At 64.4% G+C, this 16,837-nt stretch carries 12 protein-coding genes; 7 read left to right on the forward strand and 5 right to left on the reverse strand.

Features of this window, described 5'->3' with window-relative positions; all coding sequences use genetic code 11:
- Positions 1–6: 6 nt before the first annotated feature.
- From JAB6_RS01835 to JAB6_RS01855, 5 genes are all read left to right on the forward strand, one after another.
- Positions 7–1,422 carry a bifunctional enoyl-CoA hydratase/phosphate acetyltransferase gene (locus JAB6_RS01835; protein ID WP_070301163.1) on the forward strand — a complete coding sequence of 472 codons (1,416 nt, stop codon included), beginning with the start codon at positions 7–9 and terminating at the stop codon, positions 1,420–1,422.
- Positions 1,419–2,642: an acetate/propionate family kinase gene (locus tag JAB6_RS01840; RefSeq protein ID WP_070301164.1), complete on the forward strand. Its 1,224-nt coding sequence runs from the start codon at positions 1,419–1,421 to the stop codon at positions 2,640–2,642. Before JAB6_RS01835 ends, JAB6_RS01840 begins: the two co-directional genes overlap by 4 nt.
- A gap of 214 nt (positions 2,643–2,856) precedes the next feature.
- On the forward strand, positions 2,857–3,333 hold the full coding sequence (locus JAB6_RS01845; RefSeq protein WP_070301165.1) for a hypothetical protein: 477 nt from the start codon (positions 2,857–2,859) through the stop codon (positions 3,331–3,333).
- A gap of 163 nt (positions 3,334–3,496) precedes the next feature.
- Positions 3,497–5,818: a M43 family zinc metalloprotease gene (locus tag JAB6_RS01850; protein WP_217494594.1), complete on the forward strand. Its 2,322-nt coding sequence runs from the start codon at positions 3,497–3,499 to the stop codon at positions 5,816–5,818.
- 13 nt (positions 5,819–5,831) lie between these two features.
- Positions 5,832–6,179, forward strand: a complete 348-nt coding sequence (locus JAB6_RS01855; RefSeq protein WP_128141885.1) for a hypothetical protein — start codon at positions 5,832–5,834, stop codon at positions 6,177–6,179.
- Here JAB6_RS01855 and JAB6_RS01860 read toward each other — a convergent pair.
- The 5 genes from JAB6_RS01860 to JAB6_RS01880 form a co-directional block, all read right to left on the reverse strand.
- The gene (locus JAB6_RS01860; protein WP_034746472.1) at positions 6,176–6,364 is read right to left on the reverse strand and encodes a helix-turn-helix transcriptional regulator; all 189 of its coding nucleotides are present in this window, start codon (positions 6,362–6,364) and stop codon (positions 6,176–6,178) included. The two genes, JAB6_RS01855 and JAB6_RS01860, sit on opposite strands and share 4 nt — an antisense overlap.
- 188 nt (positions 6,365–6,552) lie before the next feature.
- Positions 6,553–8,907, reverse strand: coding sequence for a DNA topoisomerase IV subunit A (gene parC, locus JAB6_RS01865; protein ID WP_070301167.1), 2,355 nt, complete (start codon positions 8,905–8,907; stop codon positions 6,553–6,555).
- Between the two features lie 48 nt (positions 8,908–8,955).
- Positions 8,956–10,755 carry a J domain-containing protein gene (locus tag JAB6_RS01870; RefSeq protein ID WP_139143249.1) on the reverse strand — a complete coding sequence of 600 codons (1,800 nt, stop codon included), beginning with the start codon at positions 10,753–10,755 and terminating at the stop codon, positions 8,956–8,958.
- A 12-nt stretch (positions 10,756–10,767) separates the two neighbouring features.
- Positions 10,768–12,477 carry a molecular chaperone HscC gene (locus JAB6_RS01875; protein WP_070301169.1) on the reverse strand — a complete coding sequence of 570 codons (1,710 nt, stop codon included), beginning with the start codon at positions 12,475–12,477 and terminating at the stop codon, positions 10,768–10,770.
- Entirely contained in the window at positions 12,477–14,474 is a 1,998-nt protein-coding gene (locus JAB6_RS01880; RefSeq protein WP_034746481.1) for a DNA topoisomerase IV subunit B, read from the reverse strand. The genes JAB6_RS01875 and JAB6_RS01880 overlap by 1 nt, the downstream gene beginning before the upstream one ends.
- Before the next feature lie 462 nt (positions 14,475–14,936).
- On the opposite strand from JAB6_RS01880, the gene kdpF reads away from it, so the two are divergent.
- A complete protein-coding gene (gene kdpF / locus JAB6_RS01885; protein ID WP_034746483.1) occupies positions 14,937–15,026 on the forward strand; it encodes a K(+)-transporting ATPase subunit F in 90 nt (29 codons plus the stop codon).
- Positions 15,026–16,831 carry a potassium-transporting ATPase subunit KdpA gene (kdpA, locus tag JAB6_RS01890; protein ID WP_070301170.1) on the forward strand — a complete coding sequence of 602 codons (1,806 nt, stop codon included), beginning with the start codon at positions 15,026–15,028 and terminating at the stop codon, positions 16,829–16,831. The genes kdpF and kdpA overlap by 1 nt, the downstream gene beginning before the upstream one ends.
- Positions 16,832–16,837 lie beyond the last annotated feature (6 nt).

Raw genomic sequence — 16,837 nt, forward strand, 5'->3', positions numbered from 1 at the left:
ACCACGATGACTACTTCCCAAGACGATGAGCTGAATATCGTACGCAACCGTACCTTCGACCAGATCGCCATCGGCGACACGGCCAGCATCACGCGCACCCTGAGCATGGACGATATCGCCCTGTTCGCGGTGATGTCGGGCGATGACAACCCGCAGCACCTCGATACGGAATTTGCCGCCGCCACCCGCTACCAGGGCGTGATCGCCCACGGCATGTGGGGCGCGTCCCTCATTTCCGCCGTGCTGGGCACGCGCCTGCCCGGCGCCGGCACCGTCTACACGGGGCAGACTCTGCGCTTTTTGCAACCGGTGCGCGTGGGCGATACCCTGGCCATCAGCGTCACCGTCACGGCGCTCGAGCCGCGCAGCCGCCACGTGACGCTGGCTTGCCGCTGCGTCAACCAGCTTGGCGCCGTGGTGCTTGAGGGCGAGGCGCAGGTGATCGCACCCGCCGAGCAGATCGAGCGGGCGCGCGCCACCTTGCCCGAAGTGCGCCTGCATAACGGCGACGGCACGCGGCGCCTGCTCGAGCACGCGCGCACCCTGGGCCCGATCAGGGTAGCCGTGATCCACCCTTGCGATGAACTGAGTCTGTCCGGCGCGCTCGACGCGCATGCGGCCGGCCTGATCACGCCCGTGCTGGTGGCGCCGCGCGCGCGCCTGGAAGCGGTGGCGTTGGAGGCTGGCCTGAGCCTGGAAGGTATCGCCATCGAGGATGTCGAGCATAGCCATGCGGCCGCCGCGCGCGGTGCCGAACTGGCGGGCAAGGGCGAAGTGGAAGCCTTGATGAAGGGCAGCCTGCACACGGATGAACTGATGTCGGCCGTGCTGTCGGCCAGCGCCGGGCTGCGCACCAAGCGGCGCATCAGCCACTGCTTCCTGATGCAGACGCCCGCGTATCCGCGTCCCTTCATCATCACGGATGCGGCCATCAATATCGCGCCCAACCTGGCCATGAAGGCCGACATCGTGCGCAACGCCATTGACCTGGCCCACGTGATCGGCGTGGCCTGTCCGCGCGTGGCCATCCTGGCTGCCGTGGAAACGGTGAATGCGGACATGCCCGCCACCCTGGACGCGGCCGCCCTGTGCAAGATGGCCGACCGTGGCCAGATCACGGGCGCCATCCTCGATGGCCCGCTGGCTTTTGACAATGCCGTGTCGATCGCCGCCGCCACCGTCAAGGGCATCGTCTCGGAAGTGGCGGGCCGCGCCGATATCCTGCTGGTGCCCGACCTGGAAAGCGGCAACATGCTGGCCAAGCAGCTCGAATACATGGGCGACGCGGACAGCGCCGGCATCGTGCTGGGCGCGAAAATTCCCGTCATCCTCACCAGCCGCGCCGACTCGCGCGCCAGCCGCATCGCCTCGTGCGCCATCGCCGTGATGCTGGCCAACCATTACCGGAGCACGCCGCCATGAACGCACCAATCACACATGCCGATGGCGCCCTGATCCTCGTGCTCAATTGCGGTTCGTCGAGCATCAAGTTCGCCCTGTTTGAGCAGGCGGGCGGCGTGCTGCCGCAGCAGGCGCAATGGAGCGGCAAGGTCGAAGGCATCGGCCGCGAAAACGCCACCTACCGCGCCGGCGGCCTGCCTGCCGTCGCCCTGCAGCTCGATCCGCAGCAGCCGCATCATGCGGCGCTCGAATACATCCGCGCACAAGTGGTGGCGCAGCTGGACGGGCGCCCCTTGCGCGCCGTGGCGCACCGCGTGGTGCATGGCGGCAGCAAGTATTTCGCCCCCGTGCGCATCGATTTTGCCGTGCTGGCCGACCTGAAAAGTTATGTGCCGCTCGCGCCCCTGCACCAGCCGTTCGCGCTGGAAGCCATCGAAGTGCTGCTTGAATCGCGGCCCGACATCGCCCAGGTGGCGTGCTTCGACACGGCCTTCCACCACACGGTGCCGCAGGTCGAGCAGATGCTGGCCCTGCCTTACGATGCGTGGGAGCGGGGCTTGCGCCGCTACGGTTTCCACGGCCTGTCGTACGAATACCAGTCGCTGGTGCTGGAGCAGCGTTTTGGCGCTGCCGCGCGCGGCAAGGTCATCGTGGCCCACCTGGGCAGCGGCGCCAGCCTGTGCGCGATGGAGAATTTGCACAGCGTGGCCACCACCATGGGCTTTTCGGCGCTCGATGGCCTGATGATGGGCACGCGCTGCGGTTCGCTCGATCCGGGCGCCGTGATCTACCTGATGGAAATCGAAAAGCTGTCGCTGGAAAAAGTGGCGCACGTGCTGTACCACGAGTCGGGCTTGCTGGGCGTGTCGGGCGTGTCGGCCGACCCGCCCATCTTGCTGGCGCAGCAGGACCGGCAGGATGCCACGGGAGAACGCATCCGCGCCGCGCTGGCTTTATATATCCGCCGCATCGTGCGCGAGATCGGCGCCCTGACGGCCGTGCTCGGTGGGTTGGACATGCTGGTGTTTACGGCCGGTATCGGCGAACACAGCGCTGAGCTGCGCCAGCGCATCTGCGACGAGCTGGGGTTTATCGGCCCCGTGCTCGACGGGGAGGCGAATGCGCGCAATGCCAGCCGTATCTCCACCGATGCCAGCCGCATTGTCGTGGGCGTGGAGCCGGCCAACGAGGAATGGGTGGCTGCCCGCCACGCGGCCCTGGCCCTGGCCGTGGGCGCATGAGGAACTGAGACCTGCATCGCACCCAATGGGAAATTTGCTGATTTGCACATATTTTCCGTTGAGTGCGCTAACGCACTGTGTGGTTTGCCGGATATCTTTACTATGAAGTCATGCCATTGCGCTACATCAAGAAACAGCGCGATGCCTGGCAAATTTTGAGCATTTTGCCCGCCTTTAGTAAGAATAAAATTAAACCATATTGAAAGGTCTCATCATGAACAAATTACTCGCCACCCTGATCGCTACCCTGTTTGCCACCGCTGCCATCGCGCAAACGGCGCCAACTACCCCAGCCGTTGCCAGCGCCCAGGCGTCTGCGCAGCATGACATCAACAAGGCTGCCAACAAGGAAGCCAAAGTCGATGCCAAAGCTGACGCCAACGTCGCCAAGGCTGAAATGAAGGCCGACGAAAAGAAAGCCGACGCCCAGCACAAGGCAAATAAAACCAAGGCCAAGGCTCACGACAAAGTGGTCGACGCCGATCCGGAAGACAAGATGAAGGCGCAAGCCAAGGCTGACAAGGCCGCCGCCAAGGCCGATGCGAAAGCGGGTAAAACCGCCGTGAAAGCGGACGCCAAGGTCGCCAAGGAAAAAGTGGAAGCGAACCAGGATAAAGCCATCGCCGCCACCAAGACGGAAGAAGTCAAGGCCAAGGCCGACGCTGAAGTCAAGGCCGCCGCCGCCAAGTAATACACCGTTTGCGGGCTTCGGCCCGCAGGCCACAAGACAGCTTCGGCTGTCTTTTTTTTCGTCCGCCACTTTTCCCTGGCACCGCTTGCCAGTCTTGATCTCGCGCAAGTGCTCCTCTTTTCGCCGTGCCATAGTGAATTGGCACATAGACGAAGGAGACATCATGAGCACCGCTAAAACGAAAAAATCACCGGCCACCAGTTCGGCCGAAGACATGCCTGCCATGCCATCCATGCCGGTCGAAGGTGACATGCACGCCGACGCAGGGGCTGCGGATGCGATGCCGGGGCCGCGCCTGGGCATGTCGTACGCGGACCAGGCGGCGCTCGCCCAGGGTGCGGCCGCCGGGAATGCCGGCGCCATGCCGGGCGGCGGCATGCAGCAGGCGCCGCAGGGCATGGCGGGCGCCAGTTGCATGCAGGTGGGCGTTGGCGGTGGCATGGGCGGCGATGGTGGCGGCAGTGGCGGCATGGGCGGCGGCGGTGATGGAGGACAGGGCGGCGGGCAGGGGGGCGGCACTCCGCAGAAGCGCACCTGCGCCACGATGGACGTGCACCGCCGCCTGCTGACCGAAGATCCGTCGTACGCGAACGTGCGCGCCGATATTGAAAACCTGGCGGGACTGTACGAGGGCGACGCCAGCATTGCCGGGCGTTCCGGCGTGACGCACATTCCGGTGGTGGTGCACGTGGTGTGGAATACGGCCGAGCAGAATATCTCGGATGCGCAGATCGCCAGCCAGATCGATGTGCTCAATCGCGACTTCCGGCGCGTCAACCCCGATGTCAACAGCACGCCGGCGCCATTCCTGCCGCTGACGGCCGATGCGCGCGTGGAGTTTGCGCTGGCCACGACCGATCCGCATGGCGCGGCCACCAGCGGCATCGAGCGGCGCCAGACGACGGTAGCCTCGTTTGGCGCGGACGATGCCGTCAAGTCGCAGGCGACGGGTGGCATGGATGCCTGGCCGGCCGACAGTTACCTGAATATCTGGGTATGCCAGTTGGGTGGCGGCTTGCTCGGTTACGCGCAGTTTCCCGGCGGCCCGGCCGCCACCGATGGCGTGGTGATTTTGCAATCGGCCTTTGGCACGATGGGCACGGCGGCGCCGCCGTTTCACCTGGGCCGCACGGCCACGCATGAAATCGGCCACTGGCTGAACCTGAACCATATCTGGGGCGACGACGGCACCGGATGCTCGGGCACGGACAACGTGGCCGACACGCCGAACCAGGGCGGGCCGAACACGGGCCAGCCTTCGTTTCCCCAGGTGTCGTGCAATAACGGACCGAATGGCGACATGTTCATGAACTACATGGATTACGTCGACGATCCCGCCATGTTCATGTTCACGGCGGGCCAGGTGGCGCGCATGCAGGCTTGCCTCGATGGCCCGCGCGCCAGCATCGGTACAGGTGGCGGGGGCGCAGGCGCCACGCCGCGCCAGAGCTCCTCTCCCGTCGTGGCCTGGGGGGCAAGCCGCCTCGATGTCTTCGTCGTTGGCATGGACCGCGCCCTGTATCACAAGGCCTGGAATGGCACGGCCTGGGCGCCGTCCGTCAGCGGCTATGAAGGGCAGGGCGGCATCTGCACCAGTGCGCCGCAAGTGGTGTCGTGGGGGCCGAACCGGCTCGACGTGTTCGTCACGGGCACCGACAGCGGCTTGTTCCATAAGTGGTGGAACGGCACGGCTTGGGGACCGTCGCTGACCGGCTATGAAGCAATGGGCGGCCTGTGCGTGGGCGACCCGCGCGCCGTGGCCTTGGGGCCGAACCGCCTCGACGTGTTTGTCGTCGGCACGGACCGCGGCCTGTATCACAAGTGGTGGAACGGGTCGGCCTGGGGGCCGTCGCTGACCGGTTACGAAGCCATGGGCGGCATCTGCCTGGGCCAGCCGGAAGCCGTGGCATGGGGGCCGAACCGCCTCGATGTCTTCGTCGTCGGCACGGACCGGGCCCTGTACCACAAGTGGTGGGATGGCACGGCCTGGGGACCGTCGCTGACGGGCTATGAACGCCTGGGCGGCATCTGCACCTCGTCGCCGAAGGCCGTGGCGTGGGGACCGGACCGCCTCGACGTCTTTGTCACGGGTACCGACGGCGCGCTGTACCATAAATGGTGGGATGGCGCGAAATGGGGGCCTTCCAACGATGGTTTCGAGCGCCTGGGCGGTATCTGCGTGGGCGAGGTGGAAGCCGTGTCGTGGGCGCCGGACCGGCTTGACCTGTTCGTCATCGGCACGGACAGCGCCCTGTATCACAAGGCCTGGAATGGCACGGCCTGGTCGCCTTCCCTGACGGGCTTTGACAACCTGGGTGGCGTGTGTACTTCGCGTCCGCGCGCCACGGCCTGGGCGCCGGACCGCCTCGACGTGTTTGTCACGGGCACGAATGGCGCGCTGTTCCACAAGGCTTGGAACGGCACGGCCTGGTCGCCCTCCGTGACGGGCTATGAAAACCTGGGCGGCGTGGTATCGTGCTTCTGAGGGAGGGATCGCCATGCATGGCATGACAACGGCACTGCCCAGCGGCAGCTGGACGCACTCGTTCGAGGAGGATGCGGACGGCATCGAGGTGTACCGGCCCACGGCCACGTTTGTCTTTCCTCCCAGCCGCAAGGGGCGCAAGGTGCTGGAATTCGGCGCGCCCGCCGGCGCCATGGCGCAAGGGGCGGCGACCTTGACGCCGATGGCGCCCGGCCCCGACGACCGGCCCCGCGCCGGCCCCGTGACCCGGCTCGTACCCCTGGGCATGGGCCGTTATGCGCTCGGTGATGGCGCCGGGGCGCAGGACGTGATCGATATCGTCGAAGCGACGCCCGACGTGCTGCGCCTGGCGCGGCGCTAAGGCTGGCCGCGCAGCTTGTGCGCAAGCGCCGTGCGGTTGCCCACGTCCAGCTTCTGATAAATCGCGTGCAGCTGGTTGCGCACGGTGGCCGGCGACTTGCCCAGTTCCCTGGCGATGCTTTTGTAGGGCAGACCTTCGGCCGCCATGGCCGCCACCAGCCGCTCGGCCGGTGTCAAACGCTGCATGGCGGCCTGCCTGAAACGTTGTTTGTCATCGCTGTTCTCCTGTCCGTGGGCGGCATGCCGGTGGCATGCCTGCAGGGATAACGGGAGCACGGGGCGTATCTGTAAAACTATTTTTCCTGCTTCGATACGCTGCGATAGGCGAAAAAAAAAGACAGGCGAACCTGTCTTTTCGTGTAGCGCGATGGTGATCAGCCGATGGCCGCTATCGACACCGGTTTCAGCTTGGCCGCCAGCGCCTTGCCTTTCTTGGCGCGCTTGCCGAAGTGGTCGGCCAGGGCCGTGGCGCCCAGAGACGCATCCTGCGGTTTCGACGCCCGGCCGATGCCGGAGACGACCACGCCGCGCTGGGTGATCGGCTGCACGGCCAGCAGCTTGTCCTTGGCATCGAGGTCGATCAGCTTGACGCCCGTGCCGCCCTTGGACAGGGTCTTCATTTCATCGAGGCCGAACACCAGCAAGCGCGCGCCTTCCGTCAGGCAGGCCAGGGCGCTGGCCGCTTCGGCGATGACTTTCGGTTCGAGCGGCACGTCGCCGTCATCGAGGGTGATGAAGGCCTTGCCGCCTTTCAGACGGCTGACCATGTCGCCCGCCTTGGCGATGAAGCCGTAGCCGGCGCTCGACGCCAGCAGCAAATTGGTGGCGCCATTGCCCGCAAAGTAGTGCAAGATGCGCACGGCATTGCCCGGGGTACCGCCGCTCAGGTCGCACAAGGTCGTGATCGGCACACCGTCGCCGCGCGCGTTGGGCAGCGCCGAAACGGGAACCGAGTAAATCTTGCCGTTGTTGCCAAAGCCCAGCAGGGTGTCGACCGTGCGGCACTCGAAGGCGCCATGCAGGCTGTCACCGGCCTTGAACGTGAATTGCGCCGCATCGTGGCCGATGCCGGTACGCGCGCGCACCCAGCCTTTTTCCGAAATGATGACGGTGACCGGTTCATCGACGACTTTCTGTTCCGCCACGGCTTTCTGCGCTTCCTCGATCAGGGTGCGGCGCGCGTCGCCGAACTGCTTGGCGTCCGCTTCGATTTCGCGGATGATGGCGCGCTTCATCGAACCCGGGTTGTCGAGCAGGTCCTGCAGCGACTTTTCTTCCCTGCGCAGCTCGGCCAGCTCCTGCTGGATCTTGATCGTTTCCAGGCGCGCCAGCTGGCGCAGACGGATTTCCAGGATGTCGTCGGCCTGGCGTTCGGACAGGTTGAACGCGTCGATCAGGGCCGCCTTCGGTTCATCCGAATTGCGGATGATCTGGATCACCTTGTCGATATTGAGCAGGATCGCTTCGCGCCCTTCCAGGATATGGATGCGGTCCTTGACCTTGCCGAGTTTGTAGCCGGTGCGGCGTGTGACGGTCTCGAAGCGGAAATCGATCCACTCGCGCAGGATGTCGCCCAGGCCTTTCTGGCGCGGACGGCCGTCGCCGCCTATCATCACCAGGTTGATCGAGGTCGACGATTCCAGCGACGTATGCGCCAGCAGCATCAGCATGAATTCCGTCTGGTCCTGGTTCTTCGACTTCGGCTCGAATACGAGGCGCACGGGAGCGGCGCGGCCCGATTCGTCGCGGATGGTGTCGAGCGAATTGAGGATCAGCGCTTTCAGGGCCACCTGGTCCGGCGACAGCGCCTTCTTGCCCAGTTTGATCTTCGGATTCGTCAGCTCCTCGATTTCTTCCAGCACTTTTTGCGACGAGGTGCCCGGCGGCAGTTCCGTCACGACGGCTTGCCACTGGCCGCGCGCCAGCTCTTCGATCTTCCAGCGCGCGCGCACCTTCATGCTGCCACGGCCGCTCGCGTACATGTCCTGGATTTGCGATGGCGGCGTGATGATCTGGCCGCCGCCGGGGAAGTCGGGGCCGGGAATGATGGCCATCAGCTCGGCGTGCGTCATCTTCGGATCGCGGATCATGGCGACGGCCGCTTTCGCCACTTCGGCCAGGTTGTGCGACGGGATTTCCGTCGCTAGGCCTACGGCGATGCCGGAGGCGCCGTTCAGCAGCACCATGGGCAGGCGCGCCGGCAGCAGTTTCGGTTCTTCCGTCGAACCGTCGTAGTTGGGCTGGAAGTCCACCGTGCCCATGCCGATTTCATCCATCAGCAGCTTGGCGATCGGCGTCAGACGCGCTTCCGTGTAGCGCATGGCCGCAGCACCGTCGCCGTCGCGCGAGCCGAAATTGCCCTGGCCGTCGATCAGCGGGTAGCGCAGCGAGAAATCCTGCGCCATGCGCACGAGCGCGTCGTACACGGACTGGTCGCCGTGCGGATGCAATTTACCGAGCACGTCGCCGACCACGGCCGCCGATTTGCGCGGCTTCGCCGTGGAGTTCAGGCCCAGCTCGTTCATCGCATACAGGATGCGGCGCTGCACGGGCTTTTGGCCGTCGCACACGTCGGGCAGGGCGCGGCCCTTGACGACGGAGATGGCGTAATCGAGATAGGCGCGCTCGGCAAAGGTGGACAGGGTCAGCGCTTCGCCGTCGAATACCGGTTCATCCGGCTCGATCGGCTCAGGCTGGGCATCGTCAAATAAATTCGTTTGTGTGGACATGGCGCTTGTTTCGGTGTTGAGTGGTTGCGGTTGAATTCGTGGGGCTGATTATGACAGCCCGGATTTGGAAAAGGACTTGCCGTACGTCAGATACATATAGCGCAAGGTCAGATACAGCACGGCCAGGGCCAGTTCGACGCTGTGATGCATCATCGGCATGGCGCGGATGGCCGGGGCGTGGCCGGCCAGCACGACGCTGGCGAGGGACGGCACCAGCACCACCGGCCAGATCGTCTTCCATTTGAAATCGGTGGGGGAAAACAGCAAGCCGGCGCACGACCAGGCATACAGCGCGGCGCCGACGAGGGCGGCTGGCAGCTGCTGCACATACAGCAAGGACAGCAAGCCCGCGCAGCCGATCAGCCATGCGGCGCGCAGGCGGGGCAAGAGCGCCTCGGGGAAGCCGCAATCGCCATACAGGCCGGTGGCGCAGCGCAGGGCCAGCGCCGCCAGACAAAACATCATCGGCATGGCATCGCCGATGGCCAGCGCCGACGGGCCTTTGCCGCTCATGAACATGGCCGCGAACAGCGACAGGCCCAGACACAGGAGCAGCAGCATGCCATGCAGCAGCTGGCGGTTCATCGCGTACGCGAGCAGGGCCGACGCGCACAAACCGGCCGCGGTAACGAGGCGCACGGTGTCGCTGCGCTCGGGCAGGAACAGCAGCAGCGCCAGCACGAGGTAGGGCACGATCCAGCCCAGTTGCCGCAAGCCGGGCCGCTGCCACAGCGCGGGCAGGCGTTCCTGCAGCGCTTCTTGCATTGCTTCCAGGCGCGCGAACAGGGGCGCCGGCCAGCGCAAGGCATGCATGGCCAGCAGGGAAAAGGCCAGCGCCTGGAAGCCCAGCAGGCTGGCATAGGCCGCCATGTCGCCGAGCTTGAAGCCGGCCGCATCGAGCACGCCCGCGAGCATGAAGTGCAGCACGAAACCGAGGCCGCCCGAGGCCAGTGCCGTCTGCTTGAAGTAGCGCTTCGCATGGACGGCGTGTTCCCACCGTTCGAACAAGTCCGTATCGAGCTTCCAGGCTAGCATCTCGCCGTGCTGCCAGCGTATCGTGTGCAGCAGTTCGCGCAGCTGCAGCGTGAATTTTTGGTCGAACAGCTGGCGCGCGTAGGCCGAAGGCGACTGCTGCGACATGATGCAGTCCAGGCCCGGGTAGCTGTCGCGGTTGTCGCTGAAGTGGGCGAACGAGCGGTCGGCCCGGTAGCGCTGCACGGCGCTGCGCACCAGATCCCCATGGCTGCGCGCCAGGTAGGAAAAATCGCGGTCCCAGCCCAGTTGCTCGAACAGGGCCTGGCGCAGCGCCAGGTCATAGCCGGCGCTGGCGCAGTAGCGCAGCGCGCACAAGTCGAATTCCTCGCGCACGTCGAGGTTGAGCATGGCGTCGTCCTGCAGGATGCCGGCCACTACCTCACCGCCATCCGTGTGCCGAGACTGTTCCAGGAATGCCTGCCACAGGCTGGCCGCTTCCTGCGCCGGATCGATGGCGACCACGCCCCATAGTTCCGGCGGCGGTGCGGGCTCCTGGGCAATGACGCCCCACAGTTCCGCAGGCGGCTCCTGCGCTTCCTGCGCGGGTTCGTCGATGACGCCCCACAGCTCGGCCGCTTCGATGGCCGGCGCTTCTGGCGCTTCGACCTCTTGCGGTTCCGGAAATTCCTCGGCAAACAGGTGCGCATGGCGCAGCGCGTATTCATACGCGTCGCGCAGTTCCTGGAAGGCGGCAGGATCGTCTTCGGGGCGCGTCACCTTCAGGCGCTTCGCATACGCGCGCTTCAGCGCGCGCTCGTCGCCCGTCGGCTCCGTGCCCAGGATTGTCCACAGGCTGCGCTGTCCGTTGTCCATGCCGCCGTCCATTTACAGGAAGCTCTCGCTCTCGACCTGGCGCAACACGTCATCCAATGCCTGGCGGGCCTTGCGGATGGTGTTCGGGTCCTGCGTTTCCAGCGCGGCCTGGAAGTTGGCCGTGTGCGCAGCCAGATACTGGCGCACGTCGCCCAGCGACTGTTCGTACAGCCGGTCGGCGCGCGTGACCAGGGTGCGGTTTTCCAGCTGCTCGCGCGGGTGGATCTTCAGGTCGGCCAGTTCCGCAAAGCGCTGCTCGATCTGTTCCGGCGTCATCACGCCCGCGTTGTCGCTGATGATCATCTTGTGGCGTTCCTGCGTGGCCAGCACCGTCACTTCCGCTTCCAGCACGCCGCTGATGTCATAGGTGAAGCGCACGTCGATGCCGATCTCGCCAGCCTTTTTCGCGGGGATCGGGAAGCTGATCTTGCCAAGGAAGACGTTGTCGGCCACCAGGCGCGATTCGCCCTGGAAGATCGCCACGTTGATTTCCTTCTGGTTGTCGTAGATGGTGGTGATGTTTTCCGTACGCGAGACGGGTACCACGGAGTTGCGCTCGATGATGGGCAGGTAATGGCCGCCTTCATACTGGTTCGCACCGACCTGGCGCGAAATGGAAATGCCCAGCGAGTATGGCGCCACGTCCGTCATGACCACTTCGTCGAGGGCCGCGTCGCGCATTTTCAGGCCCGCCTGCACGGCGGCGCCCAGCGCCACTGCTTCGTCCGGGTCCAGGTGGATGGCGGGGAAGCGGCCGAACATGCGCGACACGAGTTTGCGCACCAGCGGCATGCGCGTGGCGCCGCCGGCCAGCACCACTTCATTCAATTCCGCGGCGCGGATGGTGGCGTCGCGCAGCGCCCGTTCCACGGGCAGGCGCAGGCGCGCCAGCAGCGGCTCGCACAATTGCGCCAGCTTGTCTTCGCCGATCTCCCAGCTGTATTCCTTGTCCTGGTAGCGCGTGGCCATGCGCACGGACGGCTGCTCCGACAGCAAACGCTTGACGCGCTCGGCCTCATCGCGCAGCAGCTGTTGCTGGCGCGGGTCGAGCAGGCGGCTGCCGACGGCGTCGCGCAGGCCGCTGCCTTCGAGGAAGGCGTCGACCAGCACGGTGACGAAGTCTTCACCGCCGAGGAAATTGTCGCCGGCCGAGGCGCGCACTTCCATCACGCCTTCGAACAGCTCGAGGATCGACACGTCGAACGTGCCGCCGCCCAGGTCGAAAACGAGGAATTTGCTTTCCTGTTCCTTGTCGCGGATGCCATAGGCCAGCGCGGCGGCCGTCGGCTCGTTGAGCAGGCGCTCCACGCGCAAGCCCGCCAGCTGGCCGGCGATGCGCGTGGCCTTGCGCTGCGCATCGCTGAAATACGCGGGCACGGTGATGATGGCTTCCTCGACCTTGTGGCCGAGGAAGGCTTCGGCATCTTCCTTCAGCGCGCGCAGCACCATCGACGACAGTTCTTCCGGGCGGAATTGCTGCGTGCCGAGGGTGATCTTCTTTTCGCTGCCCATGTAGCGCTTGAAGACGGCTGCCGTCAGCTGCGGGTGCGTCTGCAGGCGCTCGCGCGCCGCTCGGCCCACGAGCACAGTGCCGTCGTCATCGATGCTCACGCATGATGGCGTCAGGTGTTCACCGAGCGCATTCGGGATGATGGAAGCCTTGCCGTCGCGCCAGATGGCGACTAGGCTGTTGGTGGTGCCCAGGTCGATGCCGATGATCATCAGATATCCGCCTCCGCCTCATTGCCGTGTTCTTCGATCCAGGCGCGGCGTCCTGCCGCTTCGCCCTTGCCCATCAACATATTGAAGCGCAAGGCCGAAGCCATATGATCGACTTCACCGAGCGTCACGGGCAGCAAACGGCGCGTGTCCGGGTTCATCGTCGTTTCCCACAGTTGCTCGGCGTTCATCTCGCCCAGGCCCTTGAAGCGCGAGATCGACCAGGCGCCCTGTTTCACGCCTTCCTTGCGCAGCTTGTCTTCGATGGCCACCAGCTCGCCGTCGTCGAGCGCGTAGATTTTCTGGATCGGCTTCTTGCCGCGCGCGGGCGCATCGACCCGGTACAAAGGCGGGCGGGCGATGCAGATGTGGCCCTTGTTGATCAGGACCGGGAAGTGCTTGAAGAACAAGGTCAGCAGCAATACCTGGATGTGCGAGCCATCCACGTCCGCATCGGACAGGATGCAGATCTTGCCGTAGCGCAGGCCGGACAGGTCGGGTGTATCGCCCACGCTGTGCGGATCGACGCCGATGGCCACGGCGATATCGTGGATTTCGTTATTGGCGAACAGGCGGTCGCGGTCCGTCTCCCACGAGTTCAAGACCTTGCCGCGCAGGGGCAGAATCGCCTGGAATTCCTTGTCGCGGCCCATTTTGGCCGAACCGCCCGCCGAGTCACCCTCGACGAGGAACAGTTCATTGCGCGCGATGTCCGACGATTCGCAGTCGGTCAGCTTCCCGGGCAGGACGGCCACGCCCGACGATTTTTTCTTTTCCACTTTTTGCAGCGAGCGCTGGCGCGACTGCGCCTGCTTGATCACCAGTTCGGCAAGCTTCTTGCCGTAGTCGACGTGCTGGTTCAGCCACAGTTCCAGCGGCGGCTTGGTGAAGGTCGACACGAGGCGCACGGCGTCGCGCGAGTTCAGGCGTTCCTTGATCTGGCCCTGGAATTGCGGGTCCAGCACTTTCGCCGACAGCACGAACGAAGCGCGCGCGAACACGTCTTCCGGCAGCAGCTTCACGCCTTTCGGCAGCAGCGAGTGCATTTCGACGAAGTTTTTCACGGCGCCGAACAGGCCGTCGCGCAAGCCCGATTCGTGCGTGCCGCCATTCGAGGTGGGGATCAGATTGACGTACGATTCGCGCACGATGGCGCCTTCTTCCGTCCACGCCACCACCCAGGCCGCGCCTTCGCCTTCGGCAAAGCCTTCCGAGTCCGGCCCCGCGTATTGCGCGCCCTCGAAAAGGGGAATCAGGGTTTCGCCATTCGATACCTGCGCCAGCGTTTCGGTCAGGTAGCCGCGCAAGCCTTCCGCGTACTGCCACGTCTGCGTATCGCCCGTCTTCGCGTTGGTCAGGGTGACGGTGACGCCCGGCAGCAGCACGGCTTTCGAGCGCAGCAGGCGTTGCAGCTCCGTTTGCGAGATGTTCGGCGAATCAAAATATTTTGCATCGGGCCAGGCCGTGACGCGCGTGCCCGACTTCTTGCCGTCGCGCGGGGCGGGGCGGGAATTCAATGGCTCGATCACGTCGCCATTCGCAAACACCATGTGGTGCAAGCCGTTGCCGTCGCTTTCTTTGCGCCAGACGGTGATTTCCAGGCGTGTGGACAGCGCATTGGTGACGGACACGCCGACGCCGTGCAGACCGCCCGAGAACGCGTAGGCGCCGCCCGAACCCTTGTCGAACTTGCCGCCCGCGTGCAGCCTTGTAAACACGATTTCCACGGTCGGCACGCCTTCTTCCGGGTGCAGGCCGACGGGAATGCCGCGGCCATTGTCTTCCACGGTGATGCTGCCATCCGTGTTTTGCGTGACGGCGATGTGCGTGCAATGACCGCCCAACGCCTCGTCGGAGGCATTGTCGATCACTTCCTGAATGATATGCAGCGGATTTTCAGTGCGGGTGTACATCCCCGGGCGCTGCTTGACGGGTTCCAGTCCTTTCAGGACACGGATGGATGATTCGCTGTAGTCGGATGCTGGTTTTTTAGTGGCCATACGTGTTCAAGCTAAGTAAAGACAGTGGTTGGAACGCCAGGCCAGGGCACTGCGGGCGCAATGACAGCGGCGGCGATAACTGTATGAATATACAGTATATCCCGTCCAGCGTCACTGGGGGAGGGCAGTGCGGCAGGCCAGGCGTCCTTGTGCGGACGCTCGCGCATTCTATCTTGTCCCGCGAGCAATAGCGCTACTCCAGGGCAACAACAGTGCGCCTCAGGCGTGGTTTTGCGCCAATTGTGCTGGATTTTATGCGGTAAAGCCCCCGTTTTTACATCTTGTTTACATGCGCCTCCCCAGTCTTTACGAATTTTTTAGACCCTTTTGGCTAATCTGCTCACTATCAAAACAAACCTGAATGAGGGTGGGAATGGATCTCGTGTATCTCGGCTTGATTGCCGTGTTTTTCGTCCTGGCGGCCGGCTTTGCCGTCGCCTGCGACAAATTAGGGAGCGTCAAATGAACGCGTTTTATGTGCTGGGCGCCGTCGTCTCGGCTGGTTTGCTCGTGTACCTGCTGGTGGCGCTGCTGAAGGCGGAGGAACTGTGATGACGACGCAATCGATACTGTTATTGGTGGCCTTCCTGGCCGTGCTGCTGGCCGCCGGCTATCCGCTGGGCCTGTACATGGCCAAGGTGGCCGGCGATGCGCCCGTGCGCGGCCTGGGCTGGCTGCAAAAGCTGGAAAACCTGCTGTACCGCTGGTCCGGCCTGCCCGACGACAAGGCCATGGGCTGGAAAAGCTATGCCATCGCCCTGATCGTCTTCAATACCGTGGGCGCCGTCTTCGTCTACGGCCTGCAGCGCCTGCAGGGCATTTTACCGTTGAATCCACAGGGCCTGGGCGCCGTCAGCCCCGATTCCTCGTTCAATACCACCGTCAGCTTCGTCGCCAATACCAACTGGCAGGGCTACGGCGGCGAACAGACCATGAGCTATCTGACCCAGATGCTGGGCATGGCATGCCAGAACTTCTTTTCGGCGGCCACCGGCATCGCCGTGATCTTCGCGCTGGTGCGCGGCTTCGCCTCGCGCTCGGGCAAATCGATCGGCAATTTTTGGGTCGACCTCGTGCGCTCGACCCTGTACATCCTGCTGCCGCTGTCGCTGGCCCTGTCCGTCGTCTTCATGGGCGAAGGCATGATCCAGAATTTTTCCGCCTACAAGGAAGTGACCCTGCTCGATCACGTGGCGTATGAAACGCCGAAGGTGACAGCCGACGGCCAGCCCGTGCTGGATGCGGCCGGCAAGCCCGTGATGGAAGCGCAAGTGGCGGCGACGCAGACGATCGCCATGGGCCCCGTCGCGTCGCAGGAATCGATCAAGCTGCTGGGCACGAACGGCGGCGGCTTCTTCAACGCCAATTCCTCGCACCCGTATGAAAACCCGACCGTGCTGTCGAACTTCCTGCAGATGCTGGCCATCTTTATCATCCCCGCCGGCCTGTGCTTCACCTTTGGCAGCATGGTGGGCGACATGCGCCAGGGCTGGGCCGTGCTGGCCGCCATGACCCTGATCTTTGTCGTCATGACGGCCGGCGTGATGAGCGCCGAGCAGCAAGCCAATCCATCCTTGCAAGCGCTGGGCGTGGATCAGCAGGCCAGCAGCCTGCAATCGGGCGGCAATATGGAAGGCAAGGAAACGCGCTTCGGCATCAGCTCCTCGACACTGTTCGCGGCCGTGACGACGGCCGCATCGTGCGGCGCCGTCAATTCCATGCACGACTCCTACATGCCTTTGGGCGGGATGGTGCCGCTGCTGCTGATGCAGTTCGGCGAAGTGATTTTCGGCGGCGTGGGCACGGGCCTGTACGGCATGCTGATGTTCGCCATCCTGGCTGTCTTCATCGCCGGCCTGATGATAGGCCGCACGCCTGAATACCTGGGCAAGAAAATCCAGGCCTATGAAATGAAGATGGTGTCGCTTGCCATCCTGATCACGCCAGCCCTAGTCTTGACGGGCACGGCGATCGCCGTGATGGTCGAACCGGGCAAGATCGGCGTGGCCAACCCGGGCGCGCACGGTTTCTCCGAAATCCTGTACGCGTTCACATCGGCCGCCAACAACAACGGCAGCGCGTTTGCCGGCCTGTCTGCCAACACGCCGTTCTACAACGTGATGCTGGCGATCGCCATGTGGTTCGGCCGCTTCGGCGTGATCGTGCCCGTGCTGGCGGTGGCCGGTTCGCTGGCGGCCAAGCAGCGCCTGTCGGCCAATGCCGGCACCATGCCCACGCACGGCCCCATGTTCATCGGCCTGCTGATCGGCGTCGTCGTGCTCGTCGGTGTATTGAATTACGTTCCCGCGCTGGCCCTGGGCCCGATCGTCGAACACCTGCAACTTTTCATCAAATAAGAGGCT

It is taken from the genome of Janthinobacterium sp. HH104 (genome assembly GCF_001758715.1).
In the GTDB taxonomy this organism is placed as follows: Bacteria; Pseudomonadota; Gammaproteobacteria; order Burkholderiales; family Burkholderiaceae_D; genus Janthinobacterium; species Janthinobacterium aestuarii.

Bases quoted from the DNA above. Each gene is read 5' to 3' on its own strand.
- JAB6_RS01845 (WP_070301165.1), top strand. From the start codon at position 2,857: ATGAACAAATTACTCGCCACCCTGATCGCTACCCTGTTTGCCACCGCT.
- JAB6_RS01860 (WP_034746472.1), bottom strand. From the start codon at position 6,364: ATGCAGCGTTTGACACCGGCCGAGCGGCTGGTGGCGGCCATGGCGGCC.
- JAB6_RS01870 (WP_139143249.1), bottom strand. From the start codon at position 10,755: ATGGACAACGGACAGCGCAGCCTGTGGACAATCCTGGGCACGGAGCCG.
- JAB6_RS01855 (WP_128141885.1), top strand. From the start codon at position 5,832: ATGCATGGCATGACAACGGCACTGCCCAGCGGCAGCTGGACGCACTCG.
- JAB6_RS01835 (WP_070301163.1), top strand. From the start codon at position 7: ATGACTACTTCCCAAGACGATGAGCTGAATATCGTACGCAACCGTACC.
- JAB6_RS01875 (WP_070301169.1), bottom strand. From the start codon at position 12,477: ATGATCATCGGCATCGACCTGGGCACCACCAACAGCCTAGTCGCCATC.
- JAB6_RS01880 (WP_034746481.1), bottom strand. From the start codon at position 14,474: ATGGCCACTAAAAAACCAGCATCCGACTACAGCGAATCATCCATCCGT.
- JAB6_RS01850 (WP_217494594.1), top strand. From the start codon at position 3,497: ATGAGCACCGCTAAAACGAAAAAATCACCGGCCACCAGTTCGGCCGAA.
- parC (WP_070301167.1), bottom strand. From the start codon at position 8,907: ATGTCCACACAAACGAATTTATTTGACGATGCCCAGCCTGAGCCGATC.
- kdpF (WP_034746483.1), top strand. From the start codon at position 14,937: ATGAACGCGTTTTATGTGCTGGGCGCCGTCGTCTCGGCTGGTTTGCTC.
- JAB6_RS01840 (WP_070301164.1), top strand. From the start codon at position 1,419: ATGAACGCACCAATCACACATGCCGATGGCGCCCTGATCCTCGTGCTC.
- kdpA (WP_070301170.1), top strand. From the start codon at position 15,026: ATGACGACGCAATCGATACTGTTATTGGTGGCCTTCCTGGCCGTGCTG.